Source organism: Glutamicibacter sp. NPDC087583 (genome assembly GCF_044743685.1).
Lineage (GTDB): Bacteria > Actinomycetota > Actinomycetes > Actinomycetales > Micrococcaceae > Glutamicibacter.
In genome coordinates, this window is record NZ_JBIUWY010000008.1 from 1 (window position 1) to 20,872 (window position 20,872).

The window sequence follows — 20,872 nt, forward strand, 5'->3', positions numbered from 1 at the left end:
CAGCTTGTCATTGCGCTTGTGCGAAGCCAGGATCTGGCGGTGTGCCGCCTCGTGCGCCAGGAACGCGAATTGGGTGAGCAGCAGGCCCAAGGCTGCGGCCATCAGCAACTGGAACCAGCTGTCGCCCAGGAGGATGAAACCGGTAACGGTACCGGCTAGCAGCACCGTCAGCACGATGCCCAACCCGAGATAGTGCCCGCGGCGGCGGCCGACCAGTCCAGCTTCGGTGACCAGCTTCTTGACGTGGAAGAAGCTCTTGGGGTCGCCCGGCTTGACCGTTGGCCCTTGGGGATGGAGTGTTGCAGTGCTGCTCAAGAAAATATCCTTGGGTACTAGGCGTCGACCTCGCAGTCGAAAGAACTGAAAAACTCGGCTCCCATAGTGCCAATCCTACGTTGGATAGCTGTGAACTTGCCAGTGCAATAAGTGCCCAAGTGAGGCCCTAGAAATGGGCCGTTAGTTGACCCTGTGCAACTTCCCATCGGGCGTCCAGTCGCACATTCTCCAGCAAGCGCCGATCATGGGTGACCAGCAGCAGTGCTCCGGTGTACGCTTCCAGGGCTTCTTCGAGCTGTTCGATGGCCGGTACGTCCAGGTGGTTGGTCGGCTCATCGAGCACCAGCAGGTTCACCCCGCGGGCCTGGAGCAGCGCCATGGATGCGCGGGTTCGCTCGCCGGGGGAGAGCGAATCCACCAGGGCCGAGGACTGGTCGGCCTTCAATCCGAACTTGGCAAGCAGGGTGCGCACCTCCGCGGCGGAGTACTCGGGCACTTCCAGTTCGAAGGCTTCGCCCAGTGGCAGGTCGCCGGGCAGCTGGGTGCGCGCCTGGTCGATTTCTCCGATATTCACCGAACTGCCCAGGGATGCCGAGCCGCTGTGCGGGGCCAGCTTGCCCAGCAGCAGGTTCAGCAAGGTCGACTTGCCTGCTCCGTTCGGGCCGGTGATGCCAATCCGGTCCCCGGCGTTGACCTGCACCGAAACCGGTCCGAAAGCGTAGTCCCCGTGGGATACCGAGGCCTCGTTGAGCGTGCACATCACCGAGGACCCGCGCTCAGCCGCGGCGATGGAGAACTGCAGGACCCATTCCTTGCGCGGTTCGGCCACTTCGTCGAGCCGGGCGATGCGCGATTCCATCTGGCGCACCTTGGCGGCCTGCTTTTCCGAGGACTCGGAGTTGGCCCGGCGGCGGATCTTGTCGTTGTCCGGCGCCTTGCGCATGGCGTTGCGCACGCCTTGCGAGGACCATTCGCGCTGGGTGCGGGCGCGGGAGACCAGATCGGCTTTCTGGTTCTCGAACTGCTCGTAGGCCTCACGGGCATGGGTGCGGTTGATGGCCCGTTCGGCAAGGTACGAGTCGTAGCCGCCTTCATAGGTGGCTACCTGGTTCTGGGCCAGGTCCAATTCGATGATGCCGGTGGTGCAGCGGGAGAGGAACTCGCGGTCATGCGATACCAGGATCACCGGCGCGCGCAGGGAATTGATGAAATGCTCCAAATGCTCCAGGCCCTCGAGATCGAGATCATTGGTCGGTTCATCGAGCAGCACCGCATCGAAGCGGGAGAGCAGCAGGGCTGCCAGAGCCACGCGGGCTACCTGGCCGCCGGACAGGGCAGTCATCTCGGTTTCTACCGGGAGGGTGAAGCCGAGCTTGGCCAGCACCTCGGGGATGCGGTCTTCCAGATCCATGGCGCCACAGGCCATCCAGTGGTCGAATGCAGCGGTGTAGGCGTCATCCGCACCGGGCTTGCCGCTGCCAAGTTCTTCGGCGGTGGATTCCATGGCGGTGGTGGCGGCGGCGCAACCGGTGCGGCGGGCCAAATACGCGGTGATGGTTTCACCTGGAACGCGGTCGTGTTCCTGGGGCATCCAGCCGATGAACGCAGAATCCGGGGCGGTGCTCACCGTTCCGGCCTGCGGGGCCGCGGCCCCGGCAAGCAGCGAGAGCAATGTGGACTTGCCAGCGCCGTTGGCACCCACTACGCCGTAGGCATCACCGGGTGCGGCGGTGAAGTTCAGATTCGAGAAGAGGGTTCGGTGGGCGTGGCCGCCAGTCAGGTCCTTGGCCACGAGCGTTGCAGTCATGGCTCCAATTCTAGTTCCAGTCGGACGCGGAATATTTCCGGTGTGCCCTAGGTAATACCGGGCGAGAGTATTAGTCTATTAGCATGCATGCAGATAATAAGATTTATGCTCCGGATCCTTCCTCGGATTTCGTGGAGCTGGCCGCGGAAGTCTTCGGCTTGCTGTCCGATGCCACCCGGATCCGGATTGTGCTGCATCTGCGCCGTGCCGGTGAGCTCTCGGTCAACGCGCTCGCGGAGCTGGTCGAGAAGAGCCCTTCGGGGGTATCCCAGCACCTGGCCCGTTTGCGCATGGCGCGCATGGTGACCACGCGCCAGGACGGAACCAAGGTCCTGTACAGCCTCACCGATGAGCACCCGGCGCGTCTGGTCAGCGAAGCGATCAAGCAGGCGGAGCATTCGGTATCCAACGGACAGCTGCCGCTGCACCACGAAGCCCCGCAAGGCTAGCGGCAAAAGATACGGGAGTCGGCAAAGATGCTCGCAGTACTCAGGGACCAGGCGTACGCCAAGCTTTTCAGCGCCCAGATGATTGCGCTGCTGGGCACGGGCCTGCTTACCGTTGCCCTGGGCCTGCTGGCTTTCGATATTGCCGGCAGCAACGCGGGATTAGTGCTTGGGCTGGCTTTGACTGTGAAGATGGTCGCCTATGTGGCCGTTGCTCCTGTGGCCAATGCCCTGGTTTCCCATATTCCGCGCAAACCCGTGCTCATCGGGTCCAACATCATTCGTGGACTAGTGGCGCTCTGCCTCCCATTCGCCAGCGAAGCGTGGCAGATCTATGTGCTGATTTTCGTACTGCAATCAGCATCGGCGACCTTCACCCCCGCGTTCCAAGCGGTCATTCCCTCGATCCTGCCCGATGAGCGGGATTACACCCGGGCCTTGTCGCTGTCGCGGCTGGCCTATGACATGGAGTCGTTGGCCAGCCCGATGCTGGCGGCCGCGCTGCTGACCGTCACCAGCTACCACAACCTCTTCGCCGGGACCGTGCTCGGCTTTGCCGCGTCTGCTCTGCTTGTTGCCGCGACGCGCTTCCCGGCGATCCCGCCGCCCCAGAAGTCGCTCTTCTTCCATCGCCTCACCGGGGGAACCCGGGCATTCTGGGCGGCACGGGAACTGCGCAGCCTGATGGCGCTGAATCTGGTGGTCGCCGCGATCTCCGCCATGGTCATCGTCAACACAGTGGTGCTGGTGAAGGGGGATCTGGGCCGCTCGCAGGTGGATGTGGCGCTGCTGCTCGGAGCATACGGTGCAGGTTCGATGGCGGTGGCACTGGGCATGCCGGGGTTGCTGGAGCGATTCGAAGACCGCAGCGTGATGCTCGCCGGCGCCGTGATGATGCCGCTGCTGCTGTTCATCGGTGCCGCTGTGATCGGCTGGGGCGAGGGTTCTGGCCAATGGGCCGGGCTCCTTGGCCTGTGGCTGGCCCTGGGTGCGGCGACCGCAACTATCCTCACGCCCTCGTCGAGGCTGCTGCGCCGCAACAGCACCGAGCAAAACCGCCCCGGTGTTTTTGCCGCGCAATTTTCCTTGTCCCATGCATGCTTCTTGCTGACCTATCCGGTGGCCGGCGCCCTGGGCGCTTCAATCGGCCTGTGGGGTGCGGCTCTGGTCCTGGTCGGCATCGGAGTGGTCGGTACGGTGCTGGCATTTGCCTCGTGGCGCCCGGTAACGGTTTCGGCGCACCAGGGGTGACATCACCCGGGCAGCAGGACCGGCAGGCGCAATTGGAGCCGGGAGCTGGGAATGACGCTGGATTCCTCCTAGCCGGCCCTTGCCCGTGCGGGGCTGGATGTGTTCAGTCGCGAAGCTGACCGGTGCTATCGGCTAACCCGGAACTTGGACGCAATGTCCCGGGCTGCGGTCCTGGGACCTCACCGCGCGGAGCGCAGCATTTCCAGGACCTGGTCCTGGCCCACTTGCCCGAAGTCCTCGTAGAAGGCTCCGACGGCAGTGAAATTTTCCGGGGTGAGCAGTTGGCAGATGCCATTGACCAGGGGTGCCAATTCGGCAGCCGTTCCAGGCGAAGCCACCGGAACTGCCAGCGTGATGGAGGCGGGAGCCCGGCCCTGGATAAGATCCAGCGCGGCCTTCATCGTGGCGCCCGTGGCCATTCCGTCATCGCAGAGCAGCAGGTCGCGCCCGGCCAGATCGGGGCAGTAGTCCTTGAAGGTGCTGGCCAGAGCCAGCAGGTCGGCACCGGTGCCGCGTTCGAGGGATTCGAGTTCGTCCTTGCCGAAATACTGCAGAGCCCGGCGGTAGATCGCCTCGTTGATGTGGCGAGCGCTGCTAATCCCGTACCGGGCCATGGCGCCGAATGCCAGTTCGGGATTGCGGGGCACCCCGAGCTTGCGCACTGCCACCGCGCCCAGGGTGGCCCCGAGGGCCTTGGCCACTTCATGGGCGATGGGCACTCCGCCGCGCAGCAAACCCAGCACGGTGTATTCGCCGGCGGGCAGCAGGGTGGACAGCTTCATGCCCAGCACGGAGCCGGCATGGCTGCGGTTTTCGAACACTGTGCTTCTGCCTGTTGCCATAGTCCAAGTCTTGCCCAATGGCGCCCGATTGCAAGGGGGCTGCGGGAAATATCCAGCATTCCGAGTTCTGCGCGGTGATCAGGTGCCGCCACCGGATGCCGGCGAAGAAGTGCTGGCCGTGCGTGGCGGGGATCTTGAATGTTTATGGCCAGGAACTATTTCCGGGCAGACCCGGGTTGGACCCAGGATTCCGGGCGCTGCTAGAGACCCAGGAGGGACCGGGTGCGCTGGTATTTCTTGGCCAGCCGTTGCCGGGTAGCCTGATCCAGCTGGCTTGTGCGTTCCGGGTCGGTGTTATCGGCCAGGTCCGCTTCCTTGACCAGCAAGGCCAGCGCATTGCCGCGTACCCCGGCGCAATATTCTTCCAGGCTCTGCCCGGGCCGCTTGCTCAGCAGTTCCACCGCCACGATGACCGTGTCGGGAATGCCTGCGGCACGCAGGTCCGCCGCGCTCACGTCGCAATCCTCGATCACATCATGCAACCAGGCGGCTGCGATGGCTTCTGGCGAACCGCCGAGGTCGCGGGCGTGCCCGGCCACTCGTGCCGGATGCCCGATATACGCGGCGCCGAGCTTGTCGACCTGTCCTTCGTGGGCGCCGGACGCGATGTCCTTGGCCGTATCGATCATCGATTTGCGCTCGCGCATAGTCCGCCTCGCTGGGTAGTTCCTGTCGAGTCCCACTCTACGCATGGCGGCCGGCATTTGGGGAGGTAGCCTGATCCTTGAACTTCCACGTGCCTGCAGGGTGCAGCCGGCCGGCCCGGCGAGGGCAGCCGAGCCAAGGGCCGGTCCAGCAGCCGTTGCCGGACCGGCCCGGTGTCCCAGTGCGGAACTAGCTGGAGGCTTGTCCCAAGTTCTGGAACTTTTTCTGCCGGCGCTCCAACCGATCTGCTTCGGGAATGGCAAGGGCCAGGGAGATTTCCGCAGCAATAGCCGTTCCGAGTTCCTGGCAGAACTCGCGCGGCCGGGTGGCAGCGTCATCGAACTCGTCCACCACGTGGTCCACCAGGCCAAAGTCGCACAGCGAAGCAACGCCGATCTTCTGCTGGCGGGCCATATCCGGGGCATGGCTGGTACTGCGGTGCATGATGGCGCTGGCGCCCTCGGGCGGCAACGGCGAGAGCCAGGAATTGCGGGCTGCGATGGTCCGGTCCGCCGGCAGCAGCGCCAGTGCGGCGCCGCCGGTACCTTGGCCGAGGAGCACCGACACCGAGGGGGACCGCAAGCCGATCAATTCGCTGAGCGAACGGGCAATCTCTCCGGCCAACCCGCCTTCCTCTGCCTGCACCGAGAGCTCGGCGCCGGTGGTGTCGATGATGGTGACCAGCGGCAGGCCGAGTTCCTGGGCCAGTTGCATCCCGCGGCGGGCCTCGCGCAGCGAGGCGGGCCCGAGGCTGGCCGTGTCCGGGTGCCGCGGCCGCTGCTGGCCGAGCACCACGCAGCGCTGTCCTGCGAACCGCGCCAACGCCAGCATCAGCCCGGGGTCTTTCTCTCCCTGTCCGGTTCCGTTCAAGGGCAGCGCGTCGTCAGCTGAGGCCAGCAGCATCCGGGTGTCCGGTCGGCGCGGGTTCCGGCTGGCTTGCACAGAGCGCCAGGCGTCCTCGTCCGCACTGCACGAGATGCTGCCCACCGGTGCCGGGAAAGCGCCGGAATCTCGTACCGGCTGCAGGATCTGCAGTGCCCGGTCCACTAGCTGCGGAAGGTCCTGCGGCGGGACAACCGCGTCGATCAAGCCCTTGCGGAACAGGTTCTCCGAGACCTGGACGCCCTCCGGGAAGTCCTGTCCGTAGAGTGCCTGGTAGACCCGTGGACCCAGGAAACCCAGCAGCGCCCCTGGCTCGGCAACGGTGATGTGCCCCAAAGAGCCCCAGGAGGCCATGACACCGCCGGTGGTGGGATGGCGCAGGTAGACCAGATAGGGAAGTCCTGCCGCCTTGTGCCGGCGGACCGCATCGGTGATGGCGACCATCCCCAGGAAGGCCAAGGTGCCTTCCTGCATGCGGGTGCCCCCGGAAGCGGGCCCCGCCAGCAGCGGCAGTCCGGCCGCCGTTGCGCGCTCGATGGCCGCGACAATGCGCTTCACGGCAGCCTGCCCGATGGAACCGGCCAGGAAGTTGAATTCCGAGACGATCACCGCCACTTCGCGGCCCTGGATCAGCCCCTTGCCCGTGAGCACCGATTCATCGGTGCCGCTTTTTGCGCGGGCGGCATCGAGGTCGGCCGCATAGGATTCGCTGAGCTCGGGCTGCTGCGGCTGGCTGTCCCAGGACTCGAAGGAGTCTTCATCCAAGACGATGGACAGTAGCGCCGACGCGTCAATCCGTTGGGTTCTGGTGCTCATGACTGGTCTTCCTTCCGCTCTTCGAGCCAGCGGTCCACGTCCGCTGCATCTGCATTGAGCAGGGGCGGAGCGGTATGCGCCTTGCGGGTGGTCTCCTTGCTGGTGGCGGCATCGAAGAAGCGCAGGGGAGGGCCGGGCAGGCTGACCCTGCCGAGCACTTCGTGCTCCACCTCCACGATGAGCCCTTGGGATTGGACCTGGTCCCAGTCATAGACCTCCTCGATGGAGCGCACCTTTCCCGCTGGAATGCCGGCTGCGTCAAGGGAGTTGAGCAGCTGCGCCGCATCGTATGCGCTAAAAGCCCGTTCGATCAGCTCATTGAGCGCCGCGCGGTTCTCCACGCGCTGGGAGTTGCTGGCAAAGCGGGGATCCCCGGCGGGCAAGCCGAACCGGGAGGCGAAGGCCTGCCAGAGCTTTTCGCTGCCGATGCTGATCTGCACTTTCCCATCGGCACAGGAATACAGGCCGTAGGGTGCAATGGAGGGATGGTGGTTGCCGATGGCTTGGGGATTCTCCCCGGCCACGGTCTGCCGGGTGCCCTGGAAGGCATGGACCCCGATGATCGAGGCCAGCAGGGAGGTGCGGACCACTTGGCCGCGACCGGTCCTTTCGCGTTCCAGCAGCGCTGCCAGCGCCCCGTACGCTCCATACATCCCCGAGAGCAGATCCGCGATGGGCACCCCGACCTTCTGCGGATCCTCCGGGCCGGAGCCGGTAATGGACATCAGCCCGGCCTCGCCTTGCAGGATCTGGTCGTAGCCGCTGCGGTGGGATTCGGGGCCGTCGTGCCCGAAGCCGGTAATGGACAGGATCACCAGCCGCGGATTCAATTCATGGAGCACCTCGACGCTGAAGCCGAGCCGGTCCAGCACGCCGGTGCGGAAGTTCTCCATGAGCACATCCGAGTTCCTGACCAGGTCGGCCAGCTTGGCTTGGTGCGCGGAATCCTTCAGGTTCAGCGCAACAGACTGCTTGTTGCGATTGCATGACAGGAAGTAGGTGGCCTGCCGGTTGTCTTCCGGCCCGACGAAGGGTGGGCCCCAGCCGCGGGTGTCGTCCCCGGTGCCCATCGCTTCGATCTTGATGACCTTGGCACCCAGGTCGCCCATCATCATTCCGGCATGCGGCCCGGCCAGTGCACGGGTCAGGTCAAGAACCACGTAGCCGCTCAGGGGGCCGGTGCCGGTGGCCAGGGTTTCTTCGGGTTGGACTGTAATCGAGCTCAAGAGATACCTCCTAGGAGTGGAAAGATTGGCGGTTCCGCTGGTGCCTACAGCCAGCCGGGCAAGACCAGCAGCGCCCAGGCCAGGACAGGGCCGGCCAGGACGATGATGCCGCCGTAGCCCAGGACCTGCTTGTAGAAGCGGTCCTTGTCGGTGCCTTCCGGGGCGTTGGCAAGGACCAGGGCGCCGTTGGTGGAGAAGGGCGAGACATCCACGATGGTCGAGGCGATGGCCAGCGCGCAGATCAATCCGGTAGCGCTGATCGAGCCCGAGCCCAGGAACGGGATCGCCAGCGGGATGAGCGCGGCCAGGATGGCAGTGGATGATGCGAAAGCCGAGACAACGGCGCCGATGTAGCAGATGAGCAAGCCCGCAAGCAGCGGTGCTCCCAGGGTCGCCACGGCGTTCGAAGCGTATTCGATGGTGCCGGCTTCCTCCAGGACTCCGACGAAAGTGAGCATGCCGCAGATGAGCAGGACCGTGGACCAGCTGATCTTGTTGACCGCCCCCTTCTGGGCAGCGGGGTTGACCAAGGCCAGGACGACCGCGATGGTGATCGAAACGAAGCCGACGTCGACCTTGAAGCCCAATGCGATCACGGCCAGGGCGACCAGGCCGAGGATGGTCATTGCCTGGCCGAAGCGCTGGCCCGGGGCATGCGGCGCGGCGCCGTCGCCGGCAGGATCGCGGGGACCGTAGGTTCCCGAGCCGCTTCCCTTGAAATCGACATCGGCTGCCTGCGAGCCCACGGAGACCGACAGGCGGGCCTCGGCAACGCGTTCGGCGATGGCGCTGGCCCGCTGGCCAGCCAGTTTGCGCCCGCCCAGGACCAGAAACAGCACGATGGCGATCACCAGGTTGAAGGCGAAGCTGGTGAGGAACAGGGCGGTGGGGCTGAAGGCGAACCCGGCTTCCTGGATCAGCCCATTGACGATCACGCCGTAGACGGCGATCGGGGAGAAGCCGCCGGCTTGCGCGCCGTGCACGATCAGCATGCCCATCATGAGCGGGTTGATCTCGTATTTCTGGGCGAAGCGCAGGCCGATCGGGGCGATGATCGCCACCGCTGCCGGGCCCAGGGCGCCAATGGCGGTAATGGCTGCGGTGATGGCGAACATGACCCAGGGGATCAGCGAGATCCGGTTGTCGACAAGTTTCACCGCCCGGTCAACCAGGATGTCGATGGTGCCATTGTTCTGGGCTATGGCGAAGAGGTAGGTGACCCCGACCAGGGTCAAGAACAGCCCTCCGGGGAAGCTGGCGAGAATGTCCTTGGCATCCATGCCGAGGAATATCGTGCCGAGCAGGAAGGCGCCAACGAAGGCCAAGGCTCCCATGTTGATCGGGAACATCGTGGCAATTATGAACATCACCGCCAAGACGATGATGGAGACGAGTGCGACAGACATGGGAAATCCTTTTCGGGAGGCTTTGCACTGAATGGTTTTGATGTGACGGGTGTCACTGGCTCACTGGCCTAGCCTCCTAGACTCTCGGTGTCTTGTCAAGGTAATTTTCGGTGTAAGTTTGAGGAAGAACACATTTTCAGGTGGGGAGTGGTTGTGGCTGAAGCCAAGAAGGCCAGGGCGTTCGCGAAGGTGCAACGCCCTCGGCTCTATGAGCAGTTGATGCAGCAGATCCTGGCTTTCGTCGAGGCTGAGCAGTTGGGGCCCGGTGACCATTTGCCGGCCGAGCGCGAGCTGGCAGAGCAGCTCGGCGTCTCGCGAGCGACCCTGGCCCAGGCCCTGGTGGCGTTGGAAGTACTCGGGGTCATCGACGTGCAGCATGGAACCGGCGCGGTGCTCGTGCACCGTCCGAGCGTCGCCACGGTGCTGCGCGAACTGCGCGAGCACAAGAATCGGTTGCCGGATATCGTCGAGGCGCGCAGTACCTTGGAGGTCAAGCTGGCCGCGCTGGCTGCCGAACGCCGCACCGAGGCTGACCTGCGCAAAATCGATCACGCGCTGGAGGTGATGGCCGCGGAAATTGGCGAGGGCGGCCGTGGCGAGCACGGTGATGAGCTTTTCCACGAGGCAATTACCGCTGCAGCCAAATCAGCGGTTTTGCAAAAACTCATGACGTTTATCGCCGAGATGGTGCTCGAAACCCGCATCGAATCGTTGGGGCAGCCAGGACGCCCGGAGCGTTCGCTGGAGTCGCACCTGAAAATCGCCGATGCGATTCGCCGCGGTGATGCCACGGGTGCCGCCGCCGCGATGGGCGAGCATATAGAAATGGTCTCCGACGTGGCCCTGCTCAGGGACGGCAGGTAGCCGCAAAGCCGTTCAGCCAATTGCTGCCGGGCGAGGCTGGCCCTTTTTCGCCGGAGTCGTTTTCTTCGATGTCCGGGCGGCTCGAGGTGCTGCCGGCCGCTAGCTTTTGCTATTCTCCCGCGCGCAGTGCGCGGAAGGCCTCCGTGGCCGGAGGTTGGCCTGTTGCGGAAAGTTCGCAGTTATCAAAAGGCGATGGGCGATGGGCTGGAAAAGCGCGGCCACTGCCGATCTATGGACCACGCTGCCGGGCTCGGGGAAGCCGAGGCTGTTGATCTCGTCGCCGCATAAGGCCTTGAGCGCGCAGCGTGGAGCACGCTGCGCTGGAATTCAACGGATCTTGGCACTCCAGTCCAGTCGCCAGTCCTGCCGCTACGCGATGCGTTACTTGCTGGTTTGGCTTGTGCGGGCTCAGCGCCACCGCTCACTTCCGGCTGCAGCCCCCAGTTCTGCAACGAATAGCATTGAACACCTGCTCTCATCTTGTGACAGTAATGTGTGATTGACGATAGTGTGTGGCGCACGGTAATGTGAGCGGCATGGAAGAGTTCGACACCCAACTGCAAGAGCTGCGACGCGGCACCGTTGTGCTCGCTTGCCTGCAGCTGCTGCGCAGTGCAGGATACGGCTACAGCCTGCTGGAGCAGCTCGACGACCACGGTTTCTCCACCGATGCCAACACCTTGTATCCGCTGCTGCGGCGTCTGGAGAAGCAGGGTTACCTCACCAGCGAGTGGAACACCGAGGAGGCCAGGCCACGCAAGTTCTACCGAACCTCGCCTGACGGTATCCGTCTTGCCGACACGTTGACCACGGAATGGCGATCACTGGCAACGGCGATCGCCTCGCTCACCGAAGAGGAGCACTGACATGACTGCCACATTGACCGAACGCTACATCTCGGCCACGATCCGCAGCCTCGAGCCCGGCATGCGGAACGACATCCGCGCCGAGCTCGAAGCCTCCATTGCCGACGCCATCGAGGCGCGCGTAGCCCAAGGCGAAGCCGCGCAGGAGGCAGAACGCCGCGTCCTGGCCGAACTCGGCGACCCCGGCATCCTCGCCGCCGGCTACGCAGACCGGCCGCTGCACCTGCTCGGGCCGAAGTACTACCTGGCTTGGTGGCGCCTGCTGAAACTGCTGCTGTGGATTGTGCCGCTCTGCGTGGCAGGGGCAATGGCGCTGGGTTTGCTGGTCTCTGGACAGGACGTGGGCGAAAGCATCGTCCAGTCGCTTTCCGTCGGGCTGCAGGTCATCGTGCACGTGGGCTTCTGGACCACGCTCGTGTTCGTCGTGCTCGAGCGCACTGGCGCGGACACTGGCGTGAAGTGGGATGTCGACCAGCTGCCGGAAATTCCCGAGGATGGCGCGGGCCGCAGCGAGTTGACCGCGTCACTGGTATTCCTGGGCATCGCCGCCGGGGCGGTGGTATGGGACCTGGTCCGAGGATTCTTCCCCACAGGCGGTGAACCGATCCCGATCCTCAACCCGGGGCTGTGGCCGTGGTGGATCGGCATCCTGTTCGCACTGATCATCCTCGAGGCCGTCTTCGCCGTCGCGCTGTTCCGCCTGCGTCGTTGGACAACTGCCATGGCGGTGCTGAACACCGTGCTCGCCTTGGCCTTCGCGGCCTGGGCGCTGATCCTGCTGTTGCGCGGCGAGCTCGTCAACCCGGAATTCCTCTCGTTCGTTGCGGTTGCCGGAGGCGACGGGTTCGCCGCCGGAAACGCACAGGCCGCTGGCAATGGCGGCATCTTCCGCATTCTCGCCGTGCTGCTCGGGTGCGGAATCGCGGCCGGCATTGGCTGGGATATCGTTGACGGCTGGCGCAAGGCTGTGCGGGAACGGGGCACAGCCCGGGGCTGAACGCGCTGAATGGCAGGTGGGAGTCCGTGCCACCGTGTCCAGCGCTGAGCTGCCTGCCGGCAATGATACGAGCTCGCGGGTCACTGCCCCCGGCTTGTGTTCCGGCACGGAAGCCCCTCCATCAATTGGGCCGACAGTTGCTCGAAAGGCACCTAGGAAAGCACGTCATCACGATCAGGAAGAGCGCCGTCAACCACGACTGCTCCGAACGCTTCCGGCGCTCGCTCGGCTCCGCCTGCGCAAATACTCGCCGTTCAAATCCCGGGTGCACCCGACGAGCGAAGCCTCCGGCAATCAGCGATCCCTCGGAGGGGCCATCACGGTACATGCGACTGCCTCCGTGCCGCACCGCCACCCATTAGCTGGGGCCGCTGTTCGGCCAGTAGAATCCCATGCCGGCCCCTGCGGCGAGGCCGTCTTCTTCCCGGATCAGTATTCCTGCATCAGGGCCGTGATCTGCTGGATCAGCGCACTGACCAAGGCTGGTTGCCGGCGTCGCGGCATGGTGAGGATCTGTGCGCTGCGTTCGGCCAGAGCCGGATGGTCAATCGGGATGAACCTCAGCCCTTGGCTCAGCCCATCGCGACGAGCGAAGCGGCTGAGCAAGGTCACCCCCGCGCCGGAACGCGCGAACTCCATGGCCGGATTGATGTGATCGGTAGTTAGCGCGATCTTCGGCGTGAGTCCGGCCATGGAGGTGGCGATGTCAAAAAGCTCGCGCTGGGTGATGCCCTTGGCCGGCATGGACATCGGGTACTCGCAGAGCTCGGCCAGCGACAGCTGCGTCCGCTCAGCCAGGGGGTGGTCGGCGCAAACCACGGCAGAAGCCGGAGCTGGGCAGGAATGCTCGACGGTTACATGGCGCTGCGGGCCCAGGGCAAAGATCGTCGCGAGATCCGCAGTGCCTTCGATAACCTGCCTGGTGGCCTCGGCCGAGGGCAAGACGCTCAGGTGAACCGTCACCTCGGGATGTTCCTTGCAGAACGCGGAGACGGCGCGAGGAGTCACCGAGGCAGCAAGTCCTTCCGAGCTGGCCACCTCGATGACTCGTGAAGCCCCCGAGGAGAGCTCGCTCAGATCTTGAGCCAGTTGCTCGCCTTCGGAGAGCATGCGGCGGGTATGGGCCAGCAGCAGCACCCCGGCATCGGTCAATTCCATGCCGCGGGCATGGCGGCGGAAAATTGCCGCGCCGACGTGGCGTTCGAGCTGGCTGATCTGCCGGCTGATCGCCGACGCGGAAACATGTTGCGATTCGGCGGCATCGGAAATAGATCCCGTGCTAGCCACCTCATGGAAGTAGCGCAGCGCCGTTGGCAATGTTTGCATTCTCTTGTTCCCGTTCGATCAGCATTTTGCATTTAACTCAAACCTGATGCACGAAACGGCACTGGTTCCCGTCGCGCCCATCTCCTAATGTGATCTACAGTACAACACGCCGAACGGGGAGAAATCATGCCGAATAGAGAAGATTTGCTAGTAGCTGCGGACAAGTATGTCGACTCGGGGGAGCTGTTCGAGGACTTGTCCGAGCTGGTTGCCTGCCCGACGGTCAGCACCGACCCCAGCCAGAGGGTTGCAACGAACTCATATCTGGATAAGAACTTACGATCGAGGCTCGAAGGCATGGGCTTTACTGTGCGGCTTGATCTGGACTGGCGGGGATCGGGCAATTCTTTCCTGCGCGCGGTTCGCACAGAACATCGGGATTACACTACGGTGCTGTGCTACGGGCATGCCGATGTGGTTGACGGCCAAGCGGGGCAATGGGAGCAGGGGCGCGATCCTTTCGTGCTGGATGCCCAGGGCGAGCGCTGGTACGGACGCGGCGCGGCGGATAACAAGGGCCAGCACCTGGTGAACCTCAAGGCCTTCGAGATGCTGCTGGCCCAGCGCGGGGAATTGGGATTCAACGCGGTCTTCCTGTTCGAAGCCGGCGAGGAAATCGGGTCCCCGCAGCTGGATGAATACGCCGCGGCGCACCGCGAAGAACTCGCCGCAGATCTCTTCATCGCCTCGGACGGCCCCAGATTGTCAGCCCAGGAACCCACGATATTCCTTGGCGCACGGGGTGGGGCGACCTTCGAACTCAGCATTCCGCTGCGCGCGGGCGGCTATCATTCAGGGAATTGGGGCGGCCTGCTGCGCAACCCCGCAACCACGCTGGCTGGCGCGATCGGTGCACTGGTCGATGGGCATGGGCGTATCCAAGTACCAGGGCTGCTTCCCGACGAACTGCCCGACTCGGTGCGCCAAGCGCTCCAATCGGTGCAGGTGGGCGGAGGAGCGCAGGACCCGCAATTGGCCGACGGCTGGGGCGACACCAGGCTGAGCGCGGCAGAACGGCTCTACGCCTGGAACACCCTGGAGGTGATCGCCCTGCAATCGGCCGACGTCGCCCGGCCGGTCAATGCCATCCCGGGTGAGGCCCGGGCGGTCCTGCAACTGCGCTTCGTCGTTGGAACGGATCTGGCGGGACTGGAAGCGGCGATCCGGCGGGCACTGGACGAGGCCGGCTACCCGATGGTGCAGCTGGCCATGGGACAGTGCTTCCCGGCCAGCAGGACCAACCCCGACAACCCTTGGGTGCGCTGGGCCAGCGAGTCCATCCAGCGGAGCACCGGCGTGCCCGCGGTGGTCTTGCCCAATATCGGCGGTTCGCTGCCCAATACGGTCTTCGAATCGACGCTTGGCCTGCCGACCTTGTGGGTCCCGCATTCCTATCCGGGGTGCCAGCAGCACGGGCCCAACGAGCACGCCCTGGAGCCGGTGCTGCGCCAAGGACTGAAAATGATGTGCGGGCTCTTCCATGACCTGGCAACGAACACGACCTTGCCGCGCACGGTAGCGGCTAGCAGCGAGAAGATCTAGGACTCCAGCATGGAAAATCAGCAATTACCAGTTAAAGACCAGACAGCGCCGGCCCGACGCCAGTCCACCGCTCGCGGTATCGCCGCAGCCACCATTGGCAATGCGCTGGAGTGGTACGACATGGCCATCTATGCGCTGTTGGCAATCTATATCGGCCACAACTTCTTCCCCTCGGAAAATCCGGCAGTAGAGGTCATCCAGGCTTTTGCGGTCTTCGGTATCTCCTACCTGATCCGCCCTCTAGGTGGACTTGTACTCGGATCCTATGCGGACCGCAAGGGCTTGAAAAAGGGGTTGATCCTCACTATCAGGCTGATGGTAGTGGGTACGGCGATCATTGCACTGCTGCCGGGCTACGACACCATCGGCATCTTCGCTCCGCTGGGGCTCATCCTGGGGCGGCTCATCCAGGGCTTCTCCGCCGGTGGCGAGTTCGGTGCCGCCACCTCGTACCTCTTGGCGCAGGACAAGGGGCGCAAGGGATTCCTGGGCAGCTTCCAGTTCGCAAGCCAAGGCCTGGGCGCGATGATGGCTGCCATCACGGTGGTCGCTTTGACCAGTATCTTCACGACGGAGCAGATGAACGACTGGGCCTGGCGCATACCGTTCTTCATCGGTCTGCTGGTGGGCCCTGCCGGCTGGTGGATCCGTCGCCACGTCGATGAAGCGCCGCTGCCCGAAGCGGCCCCGGGGGATCGGCACAGCGCCAAGAACGCGGTGCATGCCCCGGTGCGCGAGCTGTTCCGCTCGAACAAGGCCTCGGTGTTCATCGCCGGCGGAGCGCTGGCTATTTCGACAGCGCTGAACTTCGTGCTGCAGTACATGCCGACTTTCGGCATCAGCCAATTGGGCATGAGCCCTACCGTTTCCTTTTCCTCGCTGATTATCTCCGGGGCGATCTTGACCTTCGCCACGCCAGTGGTGGGCCACCTTTCGGACCGCTTCGGACGATTGCGCATCATGATTCCCGCCGCCCTGGCGATCATGCTGCTGACCATCCCGCTGTTCCTCTGGTTGATTGCGGGCAAGACCTTCCTGGTCCTCGCGGTCGTAATGGTCATCCTGGGATTGCTCAAGGCTTTGTACTTCGGTGCGCTGCCGTCGGTGATGGCTGATGTCTTCAGCGATTCCTCGCGGGCCACGGGCCTGTCCTTCAGCTACAACACCTCTGTGGCGATTTTCGGCGGATTCACCCCGATGATTTGCGCCTTCCTGATCGAGGCCACTGGCCAGCCGATTGCCCCGGGCTACTACCTGGCGGTGCTGGCCATCGTGAGCATCGCGGCGCTGGGCTCCGCCTTCCGTTTCCGGGCGGTGCGCTGACCCCGCCACTGGTGAAGCAGCGCAGGAAGCACAAGGCCGGCAACCGCAGCGGTTGCCGGCCTTTGCGCGCTCGCGACGATCACGAACGATCCGGCTCTCCGGGCACCGGTGCGGCGGATGGATCCTGATGGCGCGAAACCAGATCGGTGGCCAGCGCGCGAATCATGTCACGTGCCGCTGGGGGACCAGTTACGTGGATATGGTCGGCAAATTGGAGCAGTTGGCGCACGTCTTGGATTTGCCGGAACACAATAGTGATCGGGTACCACCCTCCTTCGGCTGCGTCCACGTCCCGGAGACGCTCGCCCAAGATTCGCCGGGCCAAATCCAGTCGAGTTGCACGCAGGCGGGCCGTGATCATCACGTCCCCGGGTGCCTCTGTGCGTTCCTTGAGCGAGAGCCACACCGTGCGCAGGGTGGCGTCGACCTGCAAGTTTGCCGGCGCCTGCAGGATTTCGAATGAGTAGAGCCGCTCCAACGAGAACAGCCGCTGCTCACCTTGCTGTTCGGCGACGAGATACCAGCGACCGGACTTGGCCACGAGTCCATAGGGATCCACGAGCAGGAACGCTGGGTGCGCCTCGGTACTGCGCCGATACTTGATGCGCAGCTGGCGCCGAAGCCGCAACGCGGTTGCCAGATCCGCGATATCGACCAGCAGGCTCCGGCCCGACAGCCAGGCAGAACTATCCACCATGACAATATCGGCCAACGTAGCCCGGGGATGGGCCGCTGGAGCTGCGTCCTGCTTCAGCGCGACCTTGCGCGCCGCCGTAGCATGTGCGTCCCGCAAGCCCAGAAGTTCCAAATGCCGTTCATCGAGCCCCGCCACGGACAAGGCTTCCAGCTCCGGCGGCTCCAGATGGGCCAGATTCAATCGGGAGCCCGGCAGCAAGGCGATTCCTCCGTGGCGCCCGCGCTCGGCGTAGACAGGGACGCCAGCCATGGACAGCGCTTCGACATCGCGCAGGATGGTCCGTCGCGAGACCTCCAGCGTCTGGGACAGTTCCGAGGAGCTGATGCGCTGACGAGTCTGCAACAGCAAGAGCAGGTGCAACAGCCTGGAAGCTTTCATGACCTCCAAGTATCCCAGAAAAGAAGACATGTTCTGTCGTGATTTTCTGGTGGACTGCTAATGTCCACTAATTCATTGATCCCAGGAGTCCCCGATGCCCCGCCCGAACCTGTTCCTCGTTTATGTCAAGGATGCCCGGAAAGCTGCCGAATTCTATGGCGATTTGTTCGATATGGATCCCGTCTTCGTCTCGCCGCGCTATGTGGCATTCGCCCTCAGCGAGCAGGTGAGCTTCGCTGTGTGGTCCGGCAAGAATGAAGATGCGGTCCCGGAAACCCCGCGCACCAGCGAGGTGGGTTTGATGGTCCCCGGCTCCGGCGGTGACGTTGACGAAACTTGCCGCCAATGGTCCGCCAAGGGAGTGCGCATCGTGCAAGAACCTTACGACGAAGTCTTTGGCAGGACCTTTGTTGCCGCGGATCCAGATGGCAACCTGATCAGGGTCTCGCCGATGGACTAGGAATTAGCGTGGCCAATAAAAGCAGAATCCCAGGGCATCGGCGAAAAAATTCGCTGATGCCCCGGGATTCTTGTGTTGCAGCTCAGGGAAGCTGCCAAGCTCTGGGTCTAGAAGAGCTTGCCTGGCTTAGAGCTGGTTGCCCAGCTTGAAGCCCTTGGAAGCCTGGCCATGGTACGAGCCGTCTTCGTCACCGGCACGGGTGAAGGAGAAGCCGTCGGCGCCAATGGTGACTTCCAGCTCGGAGTCATCGGTGCGCTCGATGACTTCCTGCACGTTGCCATCCAGGTCCAGGACCTTGGAAGCTTCGGTGTACCACGATGGAACAACCGGGTTGCCCCACCAGTCGCGGCGCTGGTTGTCGTGCACGTTCCAGGTGATGGTCGGGTTGTCCGGATCGCCGGTGTAGTAATCCTGGGTGTAGATCTCGATGCGGTGGTCATCTGGATCCAGGATGTACAGGTAGAACGCGTTGGAGACGCCGTGGCGGCCGGGGCCGCGCTCGATGCGGTCCGAGATGCGCAGTGCGCCCATCTTGTCGCAGATCTGGATGATGTTGTGCTTCTCGTGGGTGGAGAAGGCCACGTGGTGCAGGCGCGGGCCGTTGCCGCCGGTCAAAGCGGTGTCGTGCACGGTGCCCTTGCGGTGCATCCAGGCTGCGTAGGTGGTGCCTTCGTCGTCCTGGATGTCCTCGGTGACGCGGAAGCCCAGGTCCTCGAGGTAGGCGCGGCCGCGCGGCACATCCGGGGTGACCTGGTTGAAGTGGTCCAGGCGGACCAGTTCGCCGGCCGAGTACAGGTCATAGCGCATGTGCAGGCGCTCAACGTGGGTGGTCTCGAAGAAGAACTCGTACGGGAAGCCCAGTGGATCCTCGACGCGCAGTGCATCGCCGATGCCCTTGACGAAGCCTTCCTTGCGGCGCTCGGTGCGGCAGCCCAGTTCCTTGTAGTAGGCCTCGGCCTTGTCGACCTCTTCGGCACTGCGCACACGGAAAGCCATGGCCTTCAGTGCTGCCACCGGGCCCTTGGTCAGCACCAGGTTGTGGTGGATGAATTCCTCGAAGGAACGCAGGTAGATCTGGTTCTCGTCTTCGTAGGATACGTGCAGGCCCAGTACGTCCACGTAGAACTTGCGCGAGCGCTCCAGGTCGGTGACGACCAGTTCAGCGTAGGCGCAGCGCAGGATATCCGGTGCTGGAACCGAAGGGGTTGGGATCGGGTTTGCGATCTCTTTGCTCATGATTTGCTCCTTTGCAAGCAAGAAAAACTAGGGGCGGGAAGCGCGTGCTTCCTAGACGCCGAACTTAGGGGAGTGCGCTTCGTTCAGGGTGATCTGGATGGACTGCTGGGTGGTGTAGAAGTCCACCGAGCGGTAGCCGCCTTCGCGGCCCAGCCCCGAAGCCTTCACGCCGCCGAATGGGGTGCGCAGGTCGCGGACGTTGTTGGAGTTCAGCCACACCATGCCCGAATCGATCTGGTGCGCGAAGTTGTGCGCGCGCTTCAGGTTGGAAGTCCACACGTAGGCTGCCAGGCCGTACTTGGTGTTGTTGGCCAGTTCCAGTGCTTCCTCGTCGGTGTCGAACGGGGTGATGGCAACAACCGGGCCGAAGATCTCGTCCTGGAAGATCTGCGCATCCGGGGCAACGTCGGCGAAGACGGTCGGAGCAACGTAGTTGCCCTCTTCGAAGCCTTCGGCACGGCCGCCGCCGGCCAGCAAGCGGCCTTCGGTCTTGCCGATCTCGATGTAGCCCATGACCTTCTCGAAGTGGTTAGGGTGCACCAGTGCACCGACTTCGGTCTTCGGGTCACTTGGCAGGCCAACGCGGATGTTCTTGGCGCGTTCTGCGAACTTGGCTACGAAATCATCGTAGATATCGCGCTGGACCAGCACGCGGGAACCGGCGGTGCAACGCTCGCCGTTCAGCGAGAACACGCCGAACACGGTGGCGTCCAGGGCAGCTTCCAGATCAGCGTCGGCGAAGACCACTGCAGGGGACTTTCCGCCGAGTTCCAGGGACAGGCCCTTGAAGAATGGCGCGGCCGCGGTGGAGATGGTGGCGCCGGTGGAAGAGTCGCCGGTGAAGGACACCAGTGGCACATCCGGGTGCTTGACCAGGTAGTCGCCGGCGACGCCGCCGGAACCGAAGATCAGGTTGAAGACGCCCTCTGGCAGGCCGGCTTCGCGGAAGATTTCTGGCCACAGGCCAGCGGAGAGCGGGGTGTAGCTGGCAGGCTTGAGGACCACCGAGTTGCCGGTGGCGATGGCCGGAGCCAGCTTCCAGGATTCCTGCATGAACGGAACGTTCCACGGGGTGATCAGCGCGGCGACGCCAATGGGCTTGCGGTTCACGTAGTTCATCTGGCGTCCCGGGACGCGGAAGGAGTTATCCACCTGCGCGACGATCAGGTCGGCGAAGAAGCGGAAGTTCTCCGCGGCGCGGCGGGCCTGGCCCTTGGCCTGGGTGATCGGCAGGCCGGAGTCGTAGGACTCGAGCAGCGAGAGCTCTTCGTCGCGGGACTCGACGATGTCAGCGATCTTGTGCAGCACGCGGGAACGCTCGCGTGGCAGCATCTTGGCCCAAGGGCCTTCCTTGAAGGCCTTGTTGGCGGCGGCAACTGCCAGGTCCACGTCTTCAGGCTGTGCCGAAGCCACGGTGGCGTAGTTGGTGTTGCTTACCGGTTCCTGCACGTCGAAGGTTGCTCCGCCGATGGAGTCAACGAATTCGCCGTTGATGTAGTGCTGCAGGTGGGTCGGAAGGTTTTCCGGTACGAAGTGCTTGCTCATGGCAGTTCCTTTCGTGCTGTTCCGGTGTTTTCACCGGATGG

18 protein-coding genes and 1 pseudogene are annotated in these 20,872 nt (G+C 63.8%); 8 read left to right on the plus strand and 11 right to left on the minus strand.

Annotated elements, in window-relative coordinates; genetic code table 11:
• Window positions 1–315, minus strand: a pseudogene (locus ACIOU9_RS15950) (acyl-CoA desaturase); the annotation flags it as partial.
• Window positions 316–442: 127 nt separating this feature from the next.
• A complete protein-coding gene (locus ACIOU9_RS15955) occupies window positions 443–2,083 on the minus strand; it encodes an ABC-F family ATP-binding cassette domain-containing protein (protein ID WP_402697510.1) in 1,641 nt (546 codons plus the stop codon).
• 83 nt (window positions 2,084–2,166) lie between these two features.
• Here ACIOU9_RS15955 and ACIOU9_RS15960 point away from each other — a divergent pair, with 83 nt between their 5' ends.
• Window positions 2,167–2,532: a metalloregulator ArsR/SmtB family transcription factor gene (locus ACIOU9_RS15960; RefSeq protein WP_105658020.1), complete on the plus strand. Its 366-nt coding sequence runs from the start codon at window positions 2,167–2,169 to the stop codon at window positions 2,530–2,532.
• 27 nt (window positions 2,533–2,559) lie between these two features.
• On the plus strand, window positions 2,560–3,780 hold the full coding sequence (locus tag ACIOU9_RS15965) for an MFS transporter (protein ID WP_402697512.1): 1,221 nt from the start codon (window positions 2,560–2,562) through the stop codon (window positions 3,778–3,780).
• A gap of 179 nt (window positions 3,781–3,959) precedes the next feature.
• Here the strand turns inward: ACIOU9_RS15965 and ACIOU9_RS15970 are convergent, their stop codons facing one another.
• The 5 genes from ACIOU9_RS15970 to ACIOU9_RS15990 all read right to left on the minus strand — a co-directional run bounded on the left by ACIOU9_RS15970 (window position 3,960) and on the right by ACIOU9_RS15990 (window position 9,597).
• Complete coding sequence (locus ACIOU9_RS15970) at window positions 3,960–4,622, minus strand: phosphoribosyltransferase (protein ID WP_402697514.1); 663 nt, start codon at window positions 4,620–4,622, stop codon at window positions 3,960–3,962.
• A 200-nt stretch (window positions 4,623–4,822) separates the two neighbouring features.
• The gene (locus ACIOU9_RS15975) at window positions 4,823–5,269 is read right to left on the minus strand and encodes an HD domain-containing protein (RefSeq protein ID WP_181148970.1); all 447 of its coding nucleotides are present in this window, start codon (window positions 5,267–5,269) and stop codon (window positions 4,823–4,825) included.
• A gap of 187 nt (window positions 5,270–5,456) precedes the next feature.
• A complete protein-coding gene (locus tag ACIOU9_RS15980) occupies window positions 5,457–6,965 on the minus strand; it encodes a carboxyl transferase domain-containing protein (protein WP_105661070.1) in 1,509 nt (502 codons plus the stop codon).
• A complete protein-coding gene (locus ACIOU9_RS15985; protein WP_332488669.1) occupies window positions 6,962–8,191 on the minus strand; it encodes a CoA transferase in 1,230 nt (409 codons plus the stop codon). The genes ACIOU9_RS15980 and ACIOU9_RS15985 overlap by 4 nt, the downstream gene beginning before the upstream one ends.
• 44 nt (window positions 8,192–8,235) lie before the next feature.
• Entirely contained in the window at window positions 8,236–9,597 is a 1,362-nt protein-coding gene (locus ACIOU9_RS15990) for an SLC13 family permease (RefSeq protein WP_105658024.1), read from the minus strand.
• 153 nt (window positions 9,598–9,750) lie between these two features.
• Between ACIOU9_RS15990 and ACIOU9_RS15995 the strand changes: the two genes are divergently transcribed.
• From ACIOU9_RS15995 to ACIOU9_RS16005, 3 genes are all read left to right on the plus strand, one after another.
• On the plus strand, window positions 9,751–10,461 hold the full coding sequence (locus tag ACIOU9_RS15995; protein WP_402697517.1) for a FadR/GntR family transcriptional regulator: 711 nt from the start codon (window positions 9,751–9,753) through the stop codon (window positions 10,459–10,461).
• A 536-nt stretch (window positions 10,462–10,997) separates the two neighbouring features.
• On the plus strand, window positions 10,998–11,327 hold the full coding sequence (locus ACIOU9_RS16000) for a PadR family transcriptional regulator (RefSeq protein ID WP_105658025.1): 330 nt from the start codon (window positions 10,998–11,000) through the stop codon (window positions 11,325–11,327).
• A 1-nt stretch (window position 11,328) separates the two neighbouring features.
• Window positions 11,329–12,324 (plus strand): permease prefix domain 1-containing protein, encoded by a 996-nt coding sequence (locus tag ACIOU9_RS16005; RefSeq protein ID WP_105658026.1) that lies wholly within the window; start codon window positions 11,329–11,331, stop codon window positions 12,322–12,324.
• A 429-nt stretch (window positions 12,325–12,753) separates the two neighbouring features.
• Here ACIOU9_RS16005 and ACIOU9_RS16010 read toward each other — a convergent pair whose 3' ends face one another.
• The gene (locus ACIOU9_RS16010) at window positions 12,754–13,650 is read right to left on the minus strand and encodes a LysR family transcriptional regulator (RefSeq protein ID WP_402697519.1); all 897 of its coding nucleotides are present in this window, start codon (window positions 13,648–13,650) and stop codon (window positions 12,754–12,756) included.
• A 126-nt stretch (window positions 13,651–13,776) separates the two neighbouring features.
• Here ACIOU9_RS16010 and ACIOU9_RS16015 point away from each other — a divergent pair, with 126 nt between their 5' ends.
• A complete protein-coding gene (locus ACIOU9_RS16015) occupies window positions 13,777–15,192 on the plus strand; it encodes a M20 family metallopeptidase (protein ID WP_402697521.1) in 1,416 nt (471 codons plus the stop codon).
• Between the two features lie 9 nt (window positions 15,193–15,201).
• Window positions 15,202–16,515 carry an MFS transporter gene (locus tag ACIOU9_RS16020; protein ID WP_105658029.1) on the plus strand — a complete coding sequence of 438 codons (1,314 nt, stop codon included), beginning with the start codon at window positions 15,202–15,204 and terminating at the stop codon, window positions 16,513–16,515.
• A gap of 79 nt (window positions 16,516–16,594) precedes the next feature.
• Here ACIOU9_RS16020 and ACIOU9_RS16025 read toward each other — a convergent pair whose 3' ends face one another.
• Window positions 16,595–17,590: a WYL domain-containing protein gene (locus ACIOU9_RS16025; RefSeq protein WP_332595293.1), complete on the minus strand. Its 996-nt coding sequence runs from the start codon at window positions 17,588–17,590 to the stop codon at window positions 16,595–16,597.
• A gap of 94 nt (window positions 17,591–17,684) precedes the next feature.
• On the opposite strand from ACIOU9_RS16025, the gene ACIOU9_RS16030 reads away from it, so the two are divergent.
• On the plus strand, window positions 17,685–18,050 hold the full coding sequence (locus tag ACIOU9_RS16030; RefSeq protein ID WP_105658031.1) for a VOC family protein: 366 nt from the start codon (window positions 17,685–17,687) through the stop codon (window positions 18,048–18,050).
• 126 nt (window positions 18,051–18,176) lie between these two features.
• Here the strand turns inward: ACIOU9_RS16030 and hpaD are convergent, their stop codons facing one another.
• Window positions 18,177–19,274 (minus strand): 3,4-dihydroxyphenylacetate 2,3-dioxygenase, encoded by a 1,098-nt coding sequence (gene hpaD / locus ACIOU9_RS16035; protein WP_105661547.1) that lies wholly within the window; start codon window positions 19,272–19,274, stop codon window positions 18,177–18,179.
• Window positions 19,275–19,337: 63 nt separating this feature from the next.
• Window positions 19,338–20,831, minus strand: a complete 1,494-nt coding sequence (hpaE, locus tag ACIOU9_RS16040; protein ID WP_105658032.1) for a 5-carboxymethyl-2-hydroxymuconate semialdehyde dehydrogenase — start codon at window positions 20,829–20,831, stop codon at window positions 19,338–19,340.
• Between the last annotated feature and the right edge of the window lie 41 nt (window positions 20,832–20,872).